Consider the following 18,707-nt stretch of genomic DNA (forward strand, 5'->3'; position numbering starts at 1 on the left):
CAGGATGTTGGTCGCGATGTCGAGGTAGGGGACGAGGTTCAGCTCGCCGGACTCGAGCTCCTCCTGCGCGATCTCCTCCTCGCGCTTCTTCATGGCCATACGGGCCTTGGCGTGCGCTTTGGCGAGATCCATCGTCCGTTCGGTGGAGGAAAGTTAGCTCGTCACTGGGCGATCGGCTTGGCGCGTGCGGGCGCGAATCGGCTTCGACGACCTCCTAGCCGTTGTCCGGCGAGCCGTGGGCGGCGGCGCCGGCCTGGCCGCTGTCGCTGAGCATGTTTTCGAGCCGCAGCGAGAACGACTCCAGATCCGCGACGACCTTCTTCGACGCGGTCGACAGCAGCAGGTGCGCGATCATACAGATGACGGCGATCGACAGGCCCGCGGTCGTGTTGTAGAGCGCCTCCGCGATGCCCTCGGCCAGCTTTTCCTGGCGTTCGGCGGGAGCCGCGTTGCCGACCGCGTTGAACGTCGCGATGAGGCCGGTCACGGTGCCGAGCAGACCGGTAAGGGTGACGATGTTGGCCATCGACCACAGCGCGCCGATGCGCGTCTTGACCTCCGGCAACACGTCGACCATCGTCTCTTCCATCGCCTGCGCGACGGCCGCCTCGCCGCGGTGGATCCGCGACAGGCCCGCCTTGGCGACGCGCGCCACGGGCGCCGACGTGGCGTCACACAGCTTCTTGGCGCGGTCGATGTTGTTGGCGGCGAGCAGGCGCTTGATCTGCTCGAAGAACGCCTTGGCGTTGATGTGCCCCCGGCCGAGGAAGTAAATCGTCCGCTCCGTGATCAGGGCGAGGACGATCGCCAGGAAGAAGATGTTGACGATGAAAAATGGGCCGCCTTTTTGGATGACGTCCGATAGGGTGTCCATGGACTCCTTCCCCCGCTTGAGGCCGACCGGTCACAACAACCCCGGCCCGGTCGTTTTACGATTCTTCTGCCTGTAGAGTCAAGCGCTTGCGCCAGTGTTGTCAAGCGCTTGACCGAGGATTCCGGGCTTCGCGCGCGCGCCGCCGCGCCTACAGCGAGTCGATCCACCGCGCGATCGCGTCTCGCTTCTCGACGCACATCAGCGGGCTGTTGAACGGCATCGTGCCCGCGGTCGGCAGCGGTCCGGACCTGCGTCCGCCCTTGGACTCGTGGTCGATGATCGTCATCAGGTAGCTGGCGTTCGAATCGCCGGGGACCACCAGGACGAGGTTCATCCCCTCGAGGCCCTGCGACACGGCGACCTGGTCGACCAGCTCGGCCTGCGCCATGCCGGCCTCGAGGTTGAGGCCGGCGGCCTGGGCGGCCGAGCCCATGTGGCACGCGCTGAACGCGGCGCAGCTCGGCGTGAAGATGTTGTCCTGGATCCACGCCAGATCCGAGTGTGCCGTGGCCTCGGCGCAGGCGGGCGACGCGTCGGGCGCCGCGGGGGCCGCGTCGGCCGCGCCGCCGCCGCCGACGCTGGTGTCGCAGGCGGCCAGGTACGCGGCGAGCGCAGCGGCCGCGGCAAAGATCGAGCGAGACATACGACGAACCTCCGTGTGGGCGATGCTACGAGATCGGGCGCCGGCGCGCCACCGACTACGGGGCCGGCGGCGGCGGGCGAAACGCCGCCGGCTCGACCGCCGCCAGGAACGCCTCGGGGATCGTCCCGCGCAGCATCGGCACGAGGGCCGCGTCCGGCGCGCCCGGCGGGGCGGGGCGTCCGGTGCGCTCGCTGGCGCGCACGAACAGGATGTCCTCCGGCGGCGAAAACTCGCGGATCGGCCGGCCCGCCTCCGCAGCCTGCATGTAGCGCAGCCAGATCGGCAGCGCGAGCCGCCCGCCCGTCGCGTTGTGCGCGATCGGCGTGAAGTCGTCGCGTCCGACCCACACGCCCGCGACGGCGTCGGGCGTGAAGCCGATGAACCACGCATCGCGGAACTCCGACGAGGTGCCGGTCTTGCCCGCGGCGGGCCGGCGGAGTTCGCGCGCGCGCCTGGCGGTGCCGCGCCGGACCACGCCGCGCATCAAGTCGGTGACGAGGTAGGCCAGCTGCGGCGACAGCGCGCGGTCGTGCGGGCGCTCCGCGCGGTGGTCCTCGAGCACGACCCCCTCGGCGGTCGTCACCACGTCGACGAAGCGCGGGTCGACGCGCAGGCCGCCAGCGGGCAGCGCCGCGTACGCGGCGGTCATCTCGAGCAGCGACACGTCCGGGGTGCCGAGCGCGATGGAGGGATGGATCGGAAATCGCGACCGGATGCCGAGCCGGCGCATGACGTCGACGACGGCGTCGGCCCCCACGGCCTGGACGAGCCGCACGCTCACGGTGTTGACGGACTCGGCCAGCGCCGTGCGCAGGGTGATCGGCCCGCGGTACTCGCGCTTGAAGTTCTTCGGGCGCCAGACTCCGGTCGGCGTCGGCACCGCGACGGGCGCGTCGAGCACGATGGACAGGTGGGTGTAGCCGGCCGCGAGCGCCGCGGCGTAGATGAACGGCTTGATCGACGATCCGACCTGCCGCCGCGCCTGCACGGCGCGGTTGAACTGGCTGGTGCGGTAGTCGTAGCCGCCGACCATCGCCTCGATGCGGCCGGTGGCCGGGTCGATGGCGACCAGCGCGCCCTGGACGTCCGGCGGCTGCTCGAGCGCCCACTCGACTTCGCCGGCCGCGGGGTCGGAGCCGGCCGCGAGCTTGACCGCGACGAGATCGCCGATGCGCAGCCGATCGCCTCGGTCGGACCGCCAGCGAAGCGCCGCGCGGGCGTCGTCCCGCCGCAGCCGGCCGGCGACCGGACCGACGTCGACGTCGACGCGCGCGCGCCAGCCGTCCCGCACGTCGACGACCGCGCCGACGTATGCCGTGTGGCGCAACAGGTGGCCGCGCGCGTCGACCGCCGGGCCATCGCCGCCGGCCGGTCGCGGCGGCCCCTCGATGAACGCGGCGAGCGCGGCGCCGTCGACGTGCCCGATCGGCCCGCGGAAGCCGATCCACGCGGCGGCCGCCTCGAGCCCCTCGCGCACCGCCGCCTCCGCCGCGCGCTGCTTGCGGCTGTCGAGGGTGGTGTGGATGCGCAGGCCGCCGAGCAGCACGCTGCGGTCGCCGTACCGGTCGACCGCCCAGCGCCGGACGTGTTCGACGAAATAGGGCGCGACCTCGGCATTGAGCGGCGCCGCATCCGTCACGATGCCGAGCGGCTCGTCGTATGCGGCGTCGGCGGCGCGGCGCGTGAGCGCACCGTCGGCCACCATGCGGTCGAGCACGTAGCGCTGGCGCGCCTTGGCCGCGGCGAAGTCGCGGACCGGCGAGTAGCGCGACGGGCTCTGCGGCAGCCCCGCGAGCATCGCCGCCTCGGCGACCGACAGCGCGCCGACGTCCTTGCCGAAGTACACCTTCGCGGCGGCCTGCACGCCGTAGGCGCCCGCGCCGAGGTAGACGTGATTGAGGTAGATCTCCAGGATGTCGCGCTTGGACAGCTCCCGCTCGACGCGCCACGCCAAGATGAGTTCGCGCGCCTTGCGGTAGTAGGTCTTCTCGCGGCCGAGCATCAGCATGCGCATCACCTGCTGGGTGATCGTCGACGCGCCCTGGGTGATGCCGTGCCCGCGGAAATTCGCCCACGCCGCGCGCGCGATCCCGGCCGCGTCGAAGCCCTGGTGCTCCCAGAACCGCCGGTCTTCGGCCGACACGAACGCCTGCTGGACGTGGCGCGGAACGCGGTCGAGGTCGACCGGGTAGCGCTGTTCGAGAAAGAACTGGCCGATCGGTTCGCCGTCGGCCGCGAAGACGATCGTCGCCTGCGGCGGCCGGTAGTCGAGCGCGACGCGCAGATCGCGCGGCAGGTCGGCGTCGAGTTCGCCGACGATCGCGTACAGCGCGCCGGCGCCGGCACAGGTGCCGTAGACCATCAGCAACGCCGCGACGCGAAGCGGCGAAAAAATCCGCCAGCGTCGCATTCGCCGGTTTGCTTTCCCGCCGCGCCGTACCAAACTCTTTACAGGGTATGGGGGTCGCGGAAAAACACAAGCGCAGCGGCACGGCGGCCGTGCTGGCGGCCGCCGTCGCGGCGATCGCCGGTCCGGCGCGCGCGCAACCCGCGCCGGGCGCGCCGGTGCCGTACGGCGTGCTGGCGTTCGACAACCGATCCGGCGCGCGCGGGCTGGAGTGGATGCGGCTCGCCGTGCCGTTCGTCCTCGGTGAGAAGCTCGAGGCGCACCCGGGCCTGCGGCCGGTCTACGGCACCCTGGTCGTCCCCGACGGGCCGCCCGCGGGAATCGGCGCGGACGCGGTGCGCGCGTTCGCGGCGCGCACGCAAGCCGAATGGGTGTGGACGGGCGCCGTCGACCGCGCGCCGGACTGGCAGCTCGTGTTGGTCGTGCAACTGTGGCGCGCGCGCGGTGATCGCGTCGAGCGAATCGGCGAGGTCCAGCACCGCGGCTCGTTCGAGGACGTTCACGTCATGGTCGACGGCGCGATCCGCGAGCTGTGCGCCCGCGGCGGCGTGCCGGTGCCCGACGGCGCCCGCGGCGTGTTCGGCGCGCCGACGCGCGACTTTTACGCGTTCACCTTGTTCGGCCGCGGGCTCGCCTACATCCACGGCCTCGACCACAAGCCCCACCTGGGCTACGCGGCCAAACAGCTCGCGCGCGCGGTGTTCATCGATCCGAAGCTGGCCGCGGCCCACCGGCTGCTCGGCGTCGTCCACCTGTGGAAGAAGCAGTGGGCGCGCGCGCGCGGCCAGTTCGCGTACGCCCTCGAGCTGCGCCCCGGCTATCCGGCCGCGCTCGCCGGCCAGGCGCGCGCGTTGATGCACGAAGGCCGAGAGCGACGGGCTCGCGAGTTGCTGGAACAGTTGGTCGACCAACGTCCGTGGGACGTCGACCTGCGGCTGGACCTCGGCCGGCTCTACTGGCAGGCCGGCGACGTCGACCGCGCGCGCCATCACCTCGAGGCGGTCGTGGCCGCGGCCCCGGAGCGGCTCGACGCGCGGCGGCTTCTCGTACTGGTCCACGCAGCCCGCGGGGACGCCGCCGACCTGGTGAGCGAGCTCGAGGTCGTCCGCGAACTGGCGCCCGACGACGTCGAGGTGCAACTCGACCTCGCGGCCGCTTACGCGGCGGCGGGCCGGCAGGAGGATGCGGTCGCGACCTACCGCGCGGTGCTCGACCGCCATCCGCGCCACCTGCTGGCGCTGGCGTTCCTCGGCGACCTGTACCGCGCGCGCGGCGACCTGGGCGCCGCCATCGCGCTGTACAAGCGCGCGCTGCGCGCGCACCCGGACGACCCGCGGCCGTACTTCCTGCTCGGCGGCGCCTACGTGGCCGCCGGCGACGACGCCGCGGCCAAGCGCGTGTTCTTGCGCGCGCAACGATTCGCCGACTATCTGCCCGAGACGTACAACAACCTCGGGTCGATCCTGTACCGCGCCGGCCGGCTCGGCGAGGCGCGGTGGTACCTGGTTCGCGCGGTCCGCCGGCGGCCGGAGAGCGCGCGCCTCCGCTACAACCTCGCGCTGGTCTACTCGACGCTGCGCGATCTCGACGCCGCCGCCGCGCAGATCGAGGCGGGGTTGTCGCTCGATCCGGATCACGTCGGGCTGCACTACCTGCGGGGCGTGCTCGCGCTGCGCCGCGGCGACGCGGACGCTGCGCGCGCCGCCTTCGAGCGCGTGCTCGCGCTCGATCCGGACCACGAGGATGCGCGGCACAACCTCGCGCTGCTCGACGGCATGCAGCGGCGCGCGGTCGACGGCGAGATCGGGATCGAGTTGCCGCAGCCGGCCCCGTGAGCGCCGGACGGATGGCGCCTGGTGTGCGCCGGTCGCCCCGGCCGGCGATCACCGCGCCGCGCGCGGCGCGCAGCGCATCGTGACGGCCCAGCCGTCGTGTACGTGTGCCGTGCGCACGGTGCCCGGCGCGCCGCACGCAGCGGCCGATCCGGCGGGCAAAAGGCACATCTCGTGACGGCCCGCGGCGGCCTGGAACGCGGCTCGTTCGCCGGCCGCCACCTCGCCGAGCAGCGCGCCGTCGACGTAAACGGCGATGGCGCGCGGACACGCGCCGTTGTCGACGAAGAAGGTGGCGGTGTCGGTGGCGACGGCTGCGAGAGAGGCCGTGGCACCGCGCCGGCCGGCGTTCGTCGACGGCGGCGCGTCATCGGTTGTATGAGCAACATATAGCGCGTCCGGCGGTGGCACGCCGGACGCGCGCGCCGCCGCGACCAGGGCGTCGGCATCGCAGCGGTGGAATGCGAGATCGGCGGCCAGCTCGCGGTCGAGCACCGCGCGCATTTCGCGGTAGTCCCGCAGCGCCTCGCGGTAGGCGTGCGGGGCGCGGCGCGCGCGCCAGCGATAGTCCGGCGGCAGGGCGGCCGTCTCGCCGAGGCGGTCGAGCCGCTCGATGGCGGCGACGTGCGCCTCGAGCCGGGCGCCGACGGCGCGGTAGCGGTCCGCCCGGTCGCGCGCGCCCGCGTACAGCGGCGCGACCGCGTCGACCGGGCAGCCGCGGCGGTGTGCCGCGAGGGTGCGCTGCGCGGCGGCCGCATAGCGCTCGAACTCGGCGCGCGCGTCGCGCAGCTCGCCGGCGAGCTGATAGAACGCATCGATGTGGCGCCGATAGCCGGCCGCGTCGCCGAACAGGACCTCGATCGCGGGTTCGCCCTCGAGGCGGAAGCCGCCGGCGGTGGCGCGTGGGCGGGGAATCGCGCGCTCGCGGGCGGCGCGCGCGGCCGCGGCGGCGGCCGGCGGCGCCGTCGGGCTCGCGGCCGGCGACCCCGTCGCGGCGGCAGGCGGGCTCGCGGCCGGCGACCTCGTCGCGGCGGCAGGCGGGCTCGCGGCCGGCGACCCCGCGAGGGCAACCCCGATCGCCGCGCAGGCGGCGACGGACAACCCACGGACGAGCGACAGGCCCCGCACGGTGGCAAGTATCCCAAATTTCGGTGAACTCTGCCAGTTGAATCCCCCTCGCCGCCGGGGGGCCGGCCCGGCCGCCCCGGGGACGCGGTGCGCCGCGGGGCGAGGGCGCCCGGGTATGATGGGACGACCGTGCCGACCACGCCGACCGTCGCTGCGCTGCCGCACCTGGTGTTCGCGTCGCCGCGCGCGCTGCCCCGCGCCGACCGGATCGACGGGCGCGCCGCGGTGCTGGACATCGCGTTCGCGGCGACCGGCGGCGGCGTGTCGTTCGACGCGGTGACGCGCCCGTTCATCGAGGGGCTCGGCGCGCGCCTCGCCGCCTGGGTGGACCACCACGATCACGAGCGCCACGCCGACTACGCGGACGACCCGCGCTTCGTGTTGGCGACGAAGGCCGAGCACGGCGCGTGTCCCGAAATGGTCACTCCCGAAGTGGTCGACCGGGCCGGCCCGGTCGACACGATCGTCTGCCACCTCGACCTCGACGGCCTGTATGCCGCGGCGAAGTGGATCCTCGGCGGACGGGAACCGTACCCGGGCGCCGACGCCGACGCGCGCTGCGTCGACACGCGCACGGGCGAGCCCGGACCGATCGCGCGCCGCATCGACCGCGCGCTGCGGGCGCGCTTTCGCGACAACGAACTCAAGCGCGCGGTCGTGCTGTGGCTCGTCGGCGGCATGCAGCACGCCGGCCATGACGAGACGATCGCGCGCGCCGAGGCGGAGTTCCAGCGGCGCCACGCGGGTACCGAGGCGCTCGCTCGCCGGTACGTCGTGCGCGACAACTACGCGTTCGTCGACGCGGGCCGCGACCCGCCGCCCTACGACAAGACCGAGCTGTTGTTGCGCGGGCAACAACTTGCCGACGTCGCCGTCGTGCGCGATTCCGGCATGGTGACGATCGCGGCCGGGTTCGATTCGGGCTACGACTTCGTCAAACTGCTCGGGCTCGACGGCGGGATGCCGACGCGGGTCACGATTCCCGAGTCGCGGCTGGACGAGGCGCTCGCCGCGATTCGCCGGGGGCGGCCGTGACCCGGGTCGCGCTGGTCGCGGTGCAGATGCGGGTCACCGCCGACGACCTCGCGTCGCCCGCGGCATTCGCCGCGTGGGTGGACCGGCATGCCGCGGCGGCCGCCGGCGCGTGCGCGGGCGCCGACCACCGGCTCGTGGTGTTTCCCGAAAACGTCGGCGCGCTCGCGATGCTCGCGTTCGCGCCCGCGCGCGCGCGCCGGATGGCGACGGTCGACCGGGCGATCGCGGTCCTGGCGGCATCGCGACCGTGGGCGCTCGCCCGGGCAGCCCTCGACCACGGCACGCTGTCGCCGCGTCGCGCTGCGCTGCTGGCGCTCGCGCCGCCCGCGGCCGACCTCGCGCGCGCCGCGTTCAGCCGCGCCGCGCGCCGCCTGCGCGCCACGGTCGTCGGCGGCAGTTACCTGCGCGCGGCGCCCGGCGGCAAGCTGTTCAACAGCAGCGACACGTTCGATCCGTCGGGCCGGCGCGTCGCGACGACCGCCAAGGTCAACCTGGTGCCCGGGCTCGAGGACGCGAGTCCGACCGGGCTCGGGCTCGCGCGCGGCGACGCGGACGCCGTGCCGATCGTCAGGACCGAGTGGGGTTCGGTCGCCACGTTGATCTGCTACGACGGGTTTTGCGAGCCGCACACGCGCGGCGAGCGGTTCGCGGCGGTCGGCCCGCGCGTCGACGCCGCCGGCTGCGACGTGATCGCCAACCCGGCGGCCAATCCGTGGCCGTGGGACGCGCCCTGGGTGTTCGCCGAGCCGGGGGAGCGGTTGTTGCGGCGCGACCAGTGGCGCCGCGAGGGGCTCGCGGCCACGCTCGCCGGCCTGCACCGCGCGCGCTTCGGCGTCACCGCACATCTCGTCGGCCGCGTGCTCGACCGGGCGTTCGAGGGGCCGTCCGAGATTCTCGAGCGCACCGGCGGCGGCGTGCGCGTCCTCGCGCGCGCCGAGCGGGCCGACGCCGCGGCGGTCGTGGCCGCGGTGGTCGACGCCGGCGAGGTCGCCGTCGCGCGGGCGGGCCGCGCCGGGGGCGGCTACACTCCGTAGCACGATGGGGACGCACGCCAGCCACCGCCGCAGCGCGCCCGACAGCGAGGCGCTCGTCGATGCCCTGCTCGCCAGCTACCGGACCAGCTCCGGCGCGATGGAGCACGTCAGCTCCTACGAGCTGCCCAGCATGGACGAAGTGGCCCGCGTGCTCGACCAGGCGCGGGCGCTCATCTTCCCCGGCTTCGTCGGCCCGGGGCTCGTGCGGGCGACCGAGACCGAGCTGCGCGACTACGTGCGCGAGCGGGTCGAGTCGCTGCGGCGCACGCTGCGCCGGCAGGTGTACCGGGGACTGCACCACAAGAGCCAGCTCGAGCGCGGCACCCAGGACCTCGACTGTCCCGAGTGTGCCGAGCGCGCCGACGTCATCACGGAGGCGTTCCTCGGCGAGCTCGTCGGCCTGCGGCAGCAGTTGGCGCTCGACGTACAGGCCCACTACGAGGGCGACCCGGCGGCGACCGGCACGGACGAGGTCGTGTTCTGCTACCCGGGGCTGTACGCGATCTCCGTCTACCGGATCGCGCACGCGCTGCTCGACCTCGGCGCCAAGATCATCCCTCGCATGATGACCGAGCTGGCGCACAGCCGCACGGGGATCGACATCCACCCCGGCGCGCGCATCGGCCGGTCGTTCTTCATCGACCACGGCACCGGCGTGGTGATCGGCGAGACCACCGTGATCGGGGATCGCGTGCGCATCTACCAGGGCGTGACGATCGGCGCGCTGTCGGTGCCGCGAGGCGCCGGCCGTCCGACCGGCAAGCGCCATCCGACCATCGAGGACGACGTCGTGATCTACTCGGGCGCGACGATCCTCGGCGGCAACACGGTGATCGGCGCCGGCGCGGTGATCGGCGGCAACTGCTGGGTGACGTCGTCGGTTCCGCCGGGCGCGCGCGTGACGCTCGCGGGCGTCGAGCCGGCGCGGCCGTGACGCGCGGGGCGGCGATGGCGGCCGCCGACGTGGTATCGTCGGGAGCGGGCAGCCGATGAGCGACCTGCAAGCAGACCGGCCGCGAACGGGCACGCGGCTGCGCTACCACGCGGCGGGCATCGAGGCGCCGCGGCCGCTCGAGGGCGTCAAGAAGATCGGGCGCTACGAGATCATCCGCGTGCTCGGCAAGGGCGCGATGGGGGTGGTCTACAAGGGACGCGACCCGGACCTGGAGCGCGACGTCGCGATCAAGACGATCGTCGCGCCGGACAAGATCGGCCGGCGAGGGCGCAGCGCCTACTTCGAGCGGTTCCAGCGCGAGGCCAAGGCCGCCGCCAAGATGCAGCACCCGGCGATCGTGACCATCTTCGACGTCGGCCTCGACGGCGAGCAGCCGTTCATGGTGCTCGAGTATCTGCCCGGCGAGTCGCTCGCCGACCGGCTCGACCGCGTCCGGTTGCCCATCCAGAAGGCGGTCAACATCGCGCGCGATCTGGCCAGCGCGCTCGCGTTCGCCCACGGCAAGGGGATCGTGCACCGCGACGTCAAGCCGGCGAACGTGTTGCACGCCGGCGACGAGCGGTGGAAGCTGGCCGACTTCGGCATCGCGCGGATGCCGAACTCCGACCTCACCCAGGCCGGCATCTTCATGGGCACGCCGGGGTACGCGCCGCCCGAGGCGATCCGCGAGGGGCTGTACACGCCGCAGGCGGACGTGTTCGCGTGGGGCGCCGTGCTCTACGAGCTTCTGTCCGGCCGCATCCCGTACGAGGGACCGGACACGCCGACGACCAACGGCTACGTCATTCGCGGGACCGCCCGGTCGCCGCGGGTGTACGATCCGTCGATTCCGCAGCCGCTGGCGGACGTCGCGATGCGCGCGCTGGCGGGCGACCCCGCCGAGCGCTTCAAGACCGCGGCGGAAGCCGAGCAGGCGCTGATGGCCGCGTGGGACCGCTGCCTGCAGGAAGGCCTGATCCACCCCTCGGCGCTCGCTCGCAAGGAGGTGCCCCACGCGCAGGTGCGCGGGCCGTTCCATGGGCCTGACGGCGCCAGCGGCGAGGCGCGGGCGGCGGCCGCGCCGCCGAGCAACGCGACCGATTCGATCGAGGTGCGCATCGAGTCCGAGGACGACGTCGGCGACGACGACCCGACGCGCATCGTCATCCGCGAGCGCAGCGCGCCGCCGCGGCCGGCCGACGACCGCACCATCGAGGCGAGCGACTCGATCATCATCGAGGACGAAGAGATCCGGAAGAACCAGGAGCTGCTGGAGCGGGCGCGGGCGACGGCCGAGCGCGCTGCCGGCGAGCTCGTCGCCGGCGGTCCCGCGGCCCTCCAGCCGCGGCCGGCGCCGAACGTGTGGGTCTGGGTCGTGTTCGTGCTCAGCGCGGTCGTCGTCGGCGGGATCGCCGCGTTCTATTTGTGGCGGCTGTGACGGGCCCGTTGTAGCGGCGGTGACGGACCCGTTGTAGCGGCGGTGGCGGACCCGTTGTGGCGGCGGTGACGGGCCCGTTGTGACGGCGGTGACGGACCGCTCGGTCTCGCGTTAGCGGTCGGCGGCGCGCGCCGCGCGCGCCGCGCGGTACTCGTCGCGGTAGCGGAGCGCCATCGCCAGCTCCTCGGCGGTGTACACCTCGCCGACGAGCTGCTCGCGCAGCGCTACCGCCGCCTGCCGCAGGCGAGCGGCCACGTCGGCGGGCGCCGGCACGACCGCGAGTCCGTTCTTGCGCATGGCGGCGAGCGCCCGCCGATTGTCGCGGCGCGTGCGCGCGATCGACTCGCGCGCGAGCGACGCGGCGACCTCGACCTGGACGGCGCGGTCGGCCGGCGACGCGCGGTTCCACACGTCGGTGCGCATCACCATCGCGCCCAGCCCGTAGCCCACCGGTTGGTCGATCATGTACGAGACCTGCGTGTGCCACTGCAGGGCGACGGCGGCGAGCGCCGAGCCGTACGCGGCGTCGATCCGCCCGGCCTGCAACGCGGGCAGCACCGCCGGCACGCCCATCGGCACGCCGTCGAGGCCCATCGCCTTGAACAGCCGGCGCACGATCGGATCGTCGGTCCACGCCCACATCTTGAGCCGCTGCAGGTCGTCGGCAGTGCGGATTGGACGTTTGGTGAACACGTGGATCCAGCCGACGTCGCCCGGGATCAACAGCTCGAATCCGCGCTGTGCGAACTGTTCGCGAAAATGCGGCCACATCTTGGCGCGCACGTAGTCGATCTCGCCCGTGGACTCGAACAGGAACGGCAGCTCCAGCACCCGGATTCCCGGGTAGATCATCCCGAGGCCGATCGACGTGAGCGCGGCGCCGTCGAGCTGGCCGAGGCGCATCTTGCGGACGACGTCGCGCTCGTCGCCCTGCGAGCCGCCCGCGTAGAACTTGGTCTTGATCCGCCCGCCGGTGCGGCGCTCGACCTCGGCGGCGCCGCGCTCGAGGATGCGCATCCACGGCGAGCCGTCCGGCGCGAGCGTCGCGATGCGGCGGGGCTCGTCGCCGCGGCTCGCCGCCGGTGCCAACGCGGTCGCCGCGGCCGCGACCACCAATCCCCATCGTCCCGACCAGGCCATGCCACAGACCTCCACGCCGATCGTAGCAGGACCGGCCGACGCGCGCCGTCGGACGATGCGGCGCGCGGGCGGCATCCCGCCGGGGTCACGCGCCGGGCGCCGGCCCGGCGCCGCGGCGTCGCAGCGCGCGCACCAGGTCGGCCTGGCCGTCGGCGTGGTAGCTCGACCGGACCAGGGGGCCCGCCTCGACGTGCGGGAAGCCGAGTTCGCGCGCGTAGTCGCCCAGCGCGGCGAACTCGTCGGGCGACACGTAGCGCGCGACCGGCAGGTGGCGCGGCGACGGCTGCAGGTACTGGCCGAGCGTCACGATGTCGACGCCGAGCTGCCGCACCTCGCGCAGCACGGCGCGCACCTCGTCGACCGTCTCGCCGAGGCCGAGCATCAGCCCGGTCTTGGTGATCGCGCCGCGCGCGCGGGCGTGCTCGAGTACGGCGTAGCTGCGCGGGTAGCTGGCCTGCACGCGCACCTCTCGCGACAGCCGCGGCACGGTCTCGAGGTTGTGCGCGAACACGTCCGGGCCGGCCGCGAGCACGACGTCGACGCACGCGGGGTCGCCTTTGAAGTCGCCCGTGAGCACTTCGAGCGTCATCTGCGGACAGCGCTCCTTGACGGCGCGGATCGTCGCGGCCCAGTGCGCGGCGCCGCCGTCGGGCAGGTCGTCGCGGTCGACGCAGGTGATCACCGTGTGCTCGAGCCGCAGGCGGGCGAGCATCTCGGCGACCCGCCGCGGCTCGTCCGGATCCGGCGGCAGCGGGCGCCCGGTGGCGACGTCGCAAAAACGGCACGACCGGGTGCAGATGTCGCCCAGAATCATGATGGTGAGCGACCGGCGACTCCAGCACTCGCCGATGTTGGGGCAGCTCGCGCTCTCGCACACCGTGTGCAGCGACAGCTCGTGCACCATCTGTCGCACGTCGAAGAACGCGCGCTCGGTCGGCAGCCGGACCTTGATCCATTCGGGATGCCGCCGGCGGACGCGCGCCGCCGGCTCGCCGGCGAGGGGCAGCCCGACGCGACGACCCGCGCCGGGCCGGCGGTCAGATGTCGATCGCTCGGCCAAAGGCTTCCTCGGTCGCACCCTTGAGCGCCTCGGCGAACGTCGGGTGCGCGTGAACAGTATGCATCAAGCTCTCGGCGTTGACCTCGGTGGACTTCGCGAGGGTCGGTTCGGCGATGAGATCGGTGACCGCGGGGCCGATGAGATGGGCGCCGACGAGGGAATGGTCGCGGGCGTCCCACAAGAACTTGGCAAACCCCGGGTACTCCCCCGCCGCCACGGTCTTGCCGAGGGGGCCGAAGGGGAACCGGCCGACGCGAAGCTCGATGCCGCGGGCGCGCGCCTGCGCCTCGGTGAGCCCGACCGACGCGATCTCCGGATGGCAGTACGTGCACGCCGGAATGCAGTCGTAGTCGATCCGCACCGGCGCCGCGCCCGCGATGTGCTCGGCGACCTGGACGCCCTGGGCGCTCGCCACGTGCGCCAGCGCCGGCCCGACCGTACACACGTCGCCGATCGCGTAGACGCCGCGCACGTCGGTCCGCAGGTCGTCGTCGACGCGAATGAATCCGCGGTCGAGGGTGACGCCGATGTCCTCGAGGCCGAGGCCGTCCGTGTTCGGCGCGACGCCGACCGACACGAGCACGCGTTCGGCCTCCACCGTGTGGCGCGCGGCCGGGTCCGTCCGGCGCGCGACGGTCACGGCGGCGCGATCGCCCCGCACCTCCACCGCCGTGACCTCGCAGCCGGTCTCGACCCGAATGCCGCGCTTTTTGAACGCGCGCGCCAGCTCCGCCGACACGTCCTCGTCTTCGAGTGGCACCAGCCGGTCGACGTACTCGACGATCGTGACCTCGGCGCCGAGCGACCGGTACAGCGACGCGAACTCGACGCCGATGGCGCCGGCGCCGACGACGACCAGCGACGCCGGCACCGCCGGCAGGGTCATCGCCTCGCGGTACGACAACACCACGCGGCCGTCGAACGGGGCGACCGGCAACGACCGCGCGCGCGCACCGGTCGCGACGATGATGTGCTCGGCCGACACGGTGCGGGATCCGGCGTCGCCCGCGATCTCGACCTTGCCGGCGCCGAGCAGCCGTGCCGTGCCCGCGATCGATTCGACGCCGTTTTTGCGAAATAGGTAGGCGACCCCCTTGGAGATCTTCGCGGCGATCGCGCGCGAGCGCGCGACCATCGCGCCGAAGTCGGCTGCGACGCCGTCGGCGCGCACTCCGAAGTCCCCCGCGCGCCGGCACAGCTCCAGCACCTCGGCCGAGCGAAGCAGCGCCTTGGTCGGGATGCAGCCCCAGTTCAGGCAGATGCCGCCGAGTTCCGCGCGCTCGACGCACGCGGTGCGCAGCCCGAGCTGCGCGCAGCGAATCGCCGCGACGTAGCCGCCGGGACCGGCGCCGATCACGAGGACGTCGTAGTCGGTCATCGCGACGTGGCCTCCGCGGCGGTCACAACGCCAGTCGCTCCGGCTGTTGCAGCAAGTCGACCAGCTCGTCGAGGAAGCGCGCGCCGAGGGCGCCGTCGATGACGCGGTGGTCGCAGGACATCGTGAGCGCCATGCGCTTGCCGGGACGCACCCGGTCGCGGTCGACCACCGGCGCGTCGCGAATCGTTCCCACCGCAAGGATCGCGCCTTCCGGTGGATTGATGACCGCCTCGAAGTGGTCGATGCCGAACATGCCGAGGTTGGACACCGAGAACGTCGACCCGGTGATCTCGTGGGCCTTGAGCTGGCGGCCGCGCGCGCGGCGCGCGAGATCGCGGATTTCCGCGCTGATCGTGCCGATCGACTTGATGTCCGCGTCGCGCACGACCGGCGTCACGAGCCCGTCGTCGAGCGCCACCGCGACGCCGATGTGGACGCGCGCGTAGTAGCGGAGCGCGTCGCCGGCGAACGACGCGTTGCATTCCGGCACGCGGCGCAGCGCCAGCGCGACCGCCTTGACGATCAGATCGTTGATCGACACCTTCGCGTCGGCCGGCACCAGCTTGTTGAGCGCGGCGCGGAACGCGAGCAGGGGCTCGGCGTCTGCCTCCGCGGTCAAATAGAAGTGCGGGACCGTCTGCTTGGCCTCGGTGAGGCGCCGCGCGATCGTCTTTCGCATCGCGGACAGCGGGCGATCGACGTAATCGTCGTCGCCGGGGGGCAGCGACAGCGACCGCGGCGCGACGACCGCGAGCGCGCGCGAATCGGGCGCGCCGGACGCGTCCGGGGCCGGCGCGGCCGCGGCGTCGGAGGTCGCGCCGGCCGCCGGCGCGGCCGCGGCGGCCTGGGCGGCCGCGCGGACGTCGCGTTCGACGATGCGGCCGCCGGGGCCGGTTCCGCGCACCGCGCGCAGGTCGACGCCCAGCTCGAGCGCCAGCGTCTTGGCCAGCGGCGATGCGAGCAACCGCCCCGCGGGGCGCGCGGCGTCGGCCGGCCGGGGGGCGGCGGTCGCGGACGGCGCCGGCGACGGCTCGGCGGGAGCTGGCGTCGCCGCAGGCGGGGGTGCCGGTGCCGGTGCCGCGTGGGTTGCAGGGGAATCGGGCGCTGCCGCATCCGGCCGGGCCGGCCCCGTGGCCTCCGTCGCGGGCGCGGCCGCCGGCCCGCTCCCCGGAGCCGCCTGCGCACGTACCTGATCGAGCAGCGCCGACACGTCTTCGCCCTCCTCGCCGAGGATCGCGACCGGCGCGCCCAGCTTGACGGTCTCTCCCTCGTCGACCAGCAGCTTGAGCAACACGCCCTCGTCTTCGAGCGTGAAGTCCATGTTCGCCTTGTCGGTCTCGATTTCGGCCACGAGGTCGCCGGGCTCGACCCGGTCTCCCTCCTTCTTTGCCCACCGCACGAGGACGCCTTCCTCCATCGTGGGCGACAGCTTCGGCAATCCGATGATCTGCGCCATGGTTACTCCATGTAGAGGACGCGCTTGGCGGCGGCCACGACGTCGTGCGGTTGGGGCAGCACCTCCAACTCGAGGCTGCGCGCGTAGGGCATCGGCACGTCGTCGGAGGTGACCCGCTCGACCGGCGCGTCGAGGTAGTCGAGACACTCTCGCTGGACGATGAACGCGATCTCGGCGGCCATGCTGCACATCGGCCAGGCCTCCTGGACGACGACGCAGCGCCCGGTCTTGCGGACGCTGTCGACGATGATCTGCCGGTCGAGCGGTCGCAGCGTCCGCGGGTCGACGACCTCGGCCGACACCCCGATCTGCGCGAGCTGGTCGGCGGCCTCGAGGCAGATGTGGACCATGCGCGACCACGCGACCAGCGTCACGTCGGAGCCGACGCGCTTGATGTCTCCGCGGCCCAGCGGCACGACGTGGTCGCCGTCCGGCACCTCGCCGGTGACCGAGTACAGCGTCTCGCTCTCGATGAACACGACCGGGTTGTCGTCGCGGATGGACGCCTTGAGCAACCCCTTGGCGTCCGCCGGCGTCGACGGCATGACGACCTTGAGACCCGGTACGTGCGCATACATCGATTCGAGCGCCTGCGAGTGCTGTGCCGCCACCTGAACCGCCGAGCCGCCCGGGCCGCGAAACACGATCGGCACGTGAAACTGGCCGGCCGACATCTGGTAGATCTTCGCGGCGTTGTTGACGATCTGGTCGATCGCGACCAGCGAGAAGTTGAACGTCATGAACTCGACGATCGGCCGCAGGCCGACCATCGCCGCGCCGATGCCGACGCCGGCAAACCCCATCTCGGCGATCGGCGTGTCGATCACGCGGCGCTCCGAAAAGTGCTGGAGCAGCCCCTGGGAGACCTTGTACGCGCCCTGGTAGTGGCCGACCTCCTCGCCCATGAGGAACACGTCGGGATCGCGCTCCATCTCCTCGAACATGGCCTGGTTGAGGGCTTCGCGAACGCTGAGCGTGGGCATCGCCGACTCCTCGATCAGTCCTTGGTGACGTAGGGCAGGTACTCGTCCGCGGGCGGGCTGTCCTCGGCAAACTTCACCGCGTCGGCGATCTCCTGTTTGACCGACGCCTCGATCTCGCGGATCTCCTGTTCGGTGCAGTCCGTCTCCTCGAGCAGGCGGCGGCGCGCGATCGCGACCGGATCGCGCTTCTTCCACTGCTCGACCTCCTCCTTGGTGCGGTACTGGCCGGGATCGGACATCGAGTGGCCCCGGAAGCGATAGGTCCGCACCTCGACGAGCGTCGGTTCCCCCTCGCGGGCGCGCGCGATCGCGTCGGCGACGCGGCGCTTGACGGTGACGACGTCGTCGCCGTCGAACCGGTCGCGCGCCATCCCGTGGGCCAGCGCGCGCATCGACACGTCCTCGACCGCCAGCGACCGGTACAGCGGCGTGCCCATCGAGTACTGGTTGTTCTCGCAGATCAGCACGACCGGCAGCTTCCACAGGGCCGCCAGCGCCAAGCCTTCCTGAAACCCGCCGATCGTCGTCGCCCCCTCGCCGAAGAAGCACAGGGTGACGCGTTTTTCGCCCTTGTACTTGGCCTTGAACGCGGCGCCGCACGCGATCGGGACGTGGCCGCCGACGATGCCGTAGCCGCCGAGGAAATTGCGGGATCGATCGAAGATGTGCATCGAGCCGCCGAGGCCGCGGCACACGCCCGTCTTCTTCCCGTACAGCTCGGCCATGATCGCGCGGGCGCTGACCCCGCGGGCGTAGGCGTGGCCGTGTTCGCGATAGGTCGCGACGACGTAGTCCTCGTCGGTCGCGGCGGCGATGGCGCCCACGCACACGGCCTCCTGTCCGATGATGAGGTGGAGGAAGCCGCCGATCTTGCCGTAGGAGTAGGCCTTGGCGGCGGCCTCCTCGAGGCGGCGGATCGCCAGCATCTGGCGGAACAGCGGCAACAGCTCCGCCTTGGTGGTCGGCGCGCGCAGGTCGTCGGGTTCGATCCGGGTGCGGGCGTCTGCGGTGGTGGCCATGGGGGCGCGCAGCATAGCGAACGCCGTGCCGGCGCGCCATCGTCCGAGCGGTCGTGCCGGTGCGGCGCGCAACGCGCCGAACCGCCGAAGCCGGCGGCGCCGCCGCCGGACCGGGGCCGCGCGCGCGCGTTGCGGTCGTCGACGCGGCGCGCGCCGATCGCGCCATTTCGGCACGCCCGGCGGCGGCGCGCGGCGGCGGTCGCGCGACGCGCGCGGGCGGGGCGGGGGCGGGGCGGGAAACGGGGCGCGGCGGCGGATGGCACGCAACCGCGGCGCGCGCGCGCCGATACCGGGTGCGATGGACCCTCGACGACCGACCCCGACGCAAACACGGCACGACAATGCG

Annotated in this window: 15 protein-coding genes; 6 read left to right on the forward strand and 9 right to left on the reverse strand. The window is 73.1% G+C overall.

The features are described 5' to 3' along the window. Positions 1-214 precede the first annotated feature (214 nt). From D6689_15255 to D6689_15265, 3 genes are all read right to left on the reverse strand, one after another. The gene (locus tag D6689_15255; GenBank protein RMH39904.1) at positions 215-874 is read right to left on the reverse strand and encodes a MotA/TolQ/ExbB proton channel family protein; all 660 of its coding nucleotides are present in this window, start codon (positions 872-874) and stop codon (positions 215-217) included. Between the two features lie 148 nt (positions 875-1,022). Next, complete coding sequence (locus tag D6689_15260) at positions 1,023-1,517, reverse strand: hypothetical protein (protein RMH39905.1); 495 nt, start codon at positions 1,515-1,517, stop codon at positions 1,023-1,025. A gap of 55 nt (positions 1,518-1,572) precedes the next feature. Further along, a complete protein-coding gene (locus D6689_15265; protein RMH39906.1) occupies positions 1,573-3,927 on the reverse strand; it encodes a PBP1A family penicillin-binding protein in 2,355 nt (784 codons plus the stop codon). 47 nt (positions 3,928-3,974) lie between these two features. Between D6689_15265 and D6689_15270 the strand changes: the two genes are divergently transcribed. Next, positions 3,975-5,759 carry a tetratricopeptide repeat protein gene (locus D6689_15270; protein ID RMH39907.1) on the forward strand — a complete coding sequence of 595 codons (1,785 nt, stop codon included), beginning with the start codon at positions 3,975-3,977 and terminating at the stop codon, positions 5,757-5,759. A 48-nt stretch (positions 5,760-5,807) separates the two neighbouring features. On the opposite strand, the gene D6689_15275 is transcribed toward D6689_15270, so the two are convergent. Continuing rightward, complete coding sequence (locus tag D6689_15275) at positions 5,808-6,884, reverse strand: hypothetical protein (GenBank protein RMH39908.1); 1,077 nt, start codon at positions 6,882-6,884, stop codon at positions 5,808-5,810. A 156-nt stretch (positions 6,885-7,040) separates the two neighbouring features. On the opposite strand from D6689_15275, the gene D6689_15280 reads away from it, so the two are divergent. Genes D6689_15280 through D6689_15295 form a run of 4 tightly spaced genes read left to right on the forward strand, consistent with a single transcriptional unit; the run spans position 7,041 to position 11,325 of the window. After that, a complete protein-coding gene (locus tag D6689_15280) occupies positions 7,041-7,919 on the forward strand; it encodes a hypothetical protein (protein ID RMH39917.1) in 879 nt (292 codons plus the stop codon). Then, positions 7,916-8,953 carry a carbon-nitrogen hydrolase family protein gene (locus D6689_15285; protein RMH39909.1) on the forward strand — a complete coding sequence of 346 codons (1,038 nt, stop codon included), beginning with the start codon at positions 7,916-7,918 and terminating at the stop codon, positions 8,951-8,953. Before D6689_15280 ends, D6689_15285 begins: the two co-directional genes overlap by 4 nt. Positions 8,954-8,957: 4 nt before the next feature. Then, on the forward strand, positions 8,958-9,887 hold the full coding sequence (locus D6689_15290) for a serine acetyltransferase (protein ID RMH39910.1): 930 nt from the start codon (positions 8,958-8,960) through the stop codon (positions 9,885-9,887). Between the two features lie 55 nt (positions 9,888-9,942). Further along, on the forward strand, positions 9,943-11,325 hold the full coding sequence (locus tag D6689_15295) for a serine/threonine protein kinase (GenBank protein ID RMH39911.1): 1,383 nt from the start codon (positions 9,943-9,945) through the stop codon (positions 11,323-11,325). A 111-nt stretch (positions 11,326-11,436) separates the two neighbouring features. On the opposite strand, the gene D6689_15300 is transcribed toward D6689_15295, so the two are convergent. The 5 genes from D6689_15300 to D6689_15320 are packed head-to-tail and all read right to left on the reverse strand — an operon-like array spanning position 11,437 to position 18,401. Then, positions 11,437-12,540, reverse strand: coding sequence for a hypothetical protein (locus D6689_15300; protein RMH39912.1), 1,104 nt, complete (start codon positions 12,538-12,540; stop codon positions 11,437-11,439). A 10-nt stretch (positions 12,541-12,550) separates the two neighbouring features. Further along, positions 12,551-13,543 carry a lipoyl synthase gene (lipA, locus tag D6689_15305; GenBank protein ID RMH39913.1) on the reverse strand — a complete coding sequence of 331 codons (993 nt, stop codon included), beginning with the start codon at positions 13,541-13,543 and terminating at the stop codon, positions 12,551-12,553. Continuing rightward, complete coding sequence (lpdA, locus tag D6689_15310) at positions 13,503-14,903, reverse strand: dihydrolipoyl dehydrogenase (GenBank protein RMH39914.1); 1,401 nt, start codon at positions 14,901-14,903, stop codon at positions 13,503-13,505. The genes lipA and lpdA overlap by 41 nt, the downstream gene beginning before the upstream one ends. Before the next feature lie 22 nt (positions 14,904-14,925). Then, positions 14,926-16,359: a pyruvate dehydrogenase complex dihydrolipoamide acetyltransferase gene (locus D6689_15315; GenBank protein RMH39915.1), complete on the reverse strand. Its 1,434-nt coding sequence runs from the start codon at positions 16,357-16,359 to the stop codon at positions 14,926-14,928. A 2-nt stretch (positions 16,360-16,361) separates the two neighbouring features. Further along, entirely contained in the window at positions 16,362-18,401 is a 2,040-nt protein-coding gene (locus tag D6689_15320; protein ID RMH39918.1) for a pyruvate dehydrogenase complex E1 component subunit beta, read from the reverse strand. Between the two features lie 13 nt (positions 18,402-18,414). Between D6689_15320 and D6689_15325 the strand changes: the two genes are divergently transcribed. Then, positions 18,415-18,707 (forward strand): hypothetical protein (locus D6689_15325; protein RMH39916.1); only part of this gene is annotated, 293 nt, incomplete at its 3' end.

It is taken from the genome of Deltaproteobacteria bacterium, from assembly GCA_003696105.1.
Taxonomy (GTDB): Bacteria; Myxococcota_A; Polyangia; order Haliangiales; family J016; genus J016.

What these genes read in the sequence shown, in the direction of transcription:
- D6689_15255 (RMH39904.1), bottom strand. Translation starts at nt 874, where the DNA reads ATGGACACCCTATCGGACGTCATCCAAAAAGGCGGCCCATTTTTCATC.
- D6689_15260 (RMH39905.1), bottom strand. Translation starts at nt 1,517, where the DNA reads ATGTCTCGCTCGATCTTTGCCGCGGCCGCTGCGCTCGCCGCGTACCTG.
- D6689_15265 (RMH39906.1), bottom strand. Translation starts at nt 3,927, where the DNA reads ATGCGACGCTGGCGGATTTTTTCGCCGCTTCGCGTCGCGGCGTTGCTG.
- D6689_15270 (RMH39907.1), top strand. Translation starts at nt 3,975, where the DNA reads ATGGGGGTCGCGGAAAAACACAAGCGCAGCGGCACGGCGGCCGTGCTG.
- D6689_15290 (RMH39910.1), top strand. Translation starts at nt 8,958, where the DNA reads ATGGGGACGCACGCCAGCCACCGCCGCAGCGCGCCCGACAGCGAGGCG.
- D6689_15295 (RMH39911.1), top strand. Translation starts at nt 9,943, where the DNA reads ATGAGCGACCTGCAAGCAGACCGGCCGCGAACGGGCACGCGGCTGCGC.
- D6689_15300 (RMH39912.1), bottom strand. Translation starts at nt 12,540, where the DNA reads ATGCCGCCCGCGCGCCGCATCGTCCGACGGCGCGCGTCGGCCGGTCCT.
- lpdA (RMH39914.1), bottom strand. Translation starts at nt 14,903, where the DNA reads ATGACCGACTACGACGTCCTCGTGATCGGCGCCGGTCCCGGCGGCTAC.
- D6689_15315 (RMH39915.1), bottom strand. Translation starts at nt 16,359, where the DNA reads ATGGCGCAGATCATCGGATTGCCGAAGCTGTCGCCCACGATGGAGGAA.
- D6689_15320 (RMH39918.1), bottom strand. Translation starts at nt 18,401, where the DNA reads ATGGCGCGCCGGCACGGCGTTCGCTATGCTGCGCGCCCCCATGGCCAC.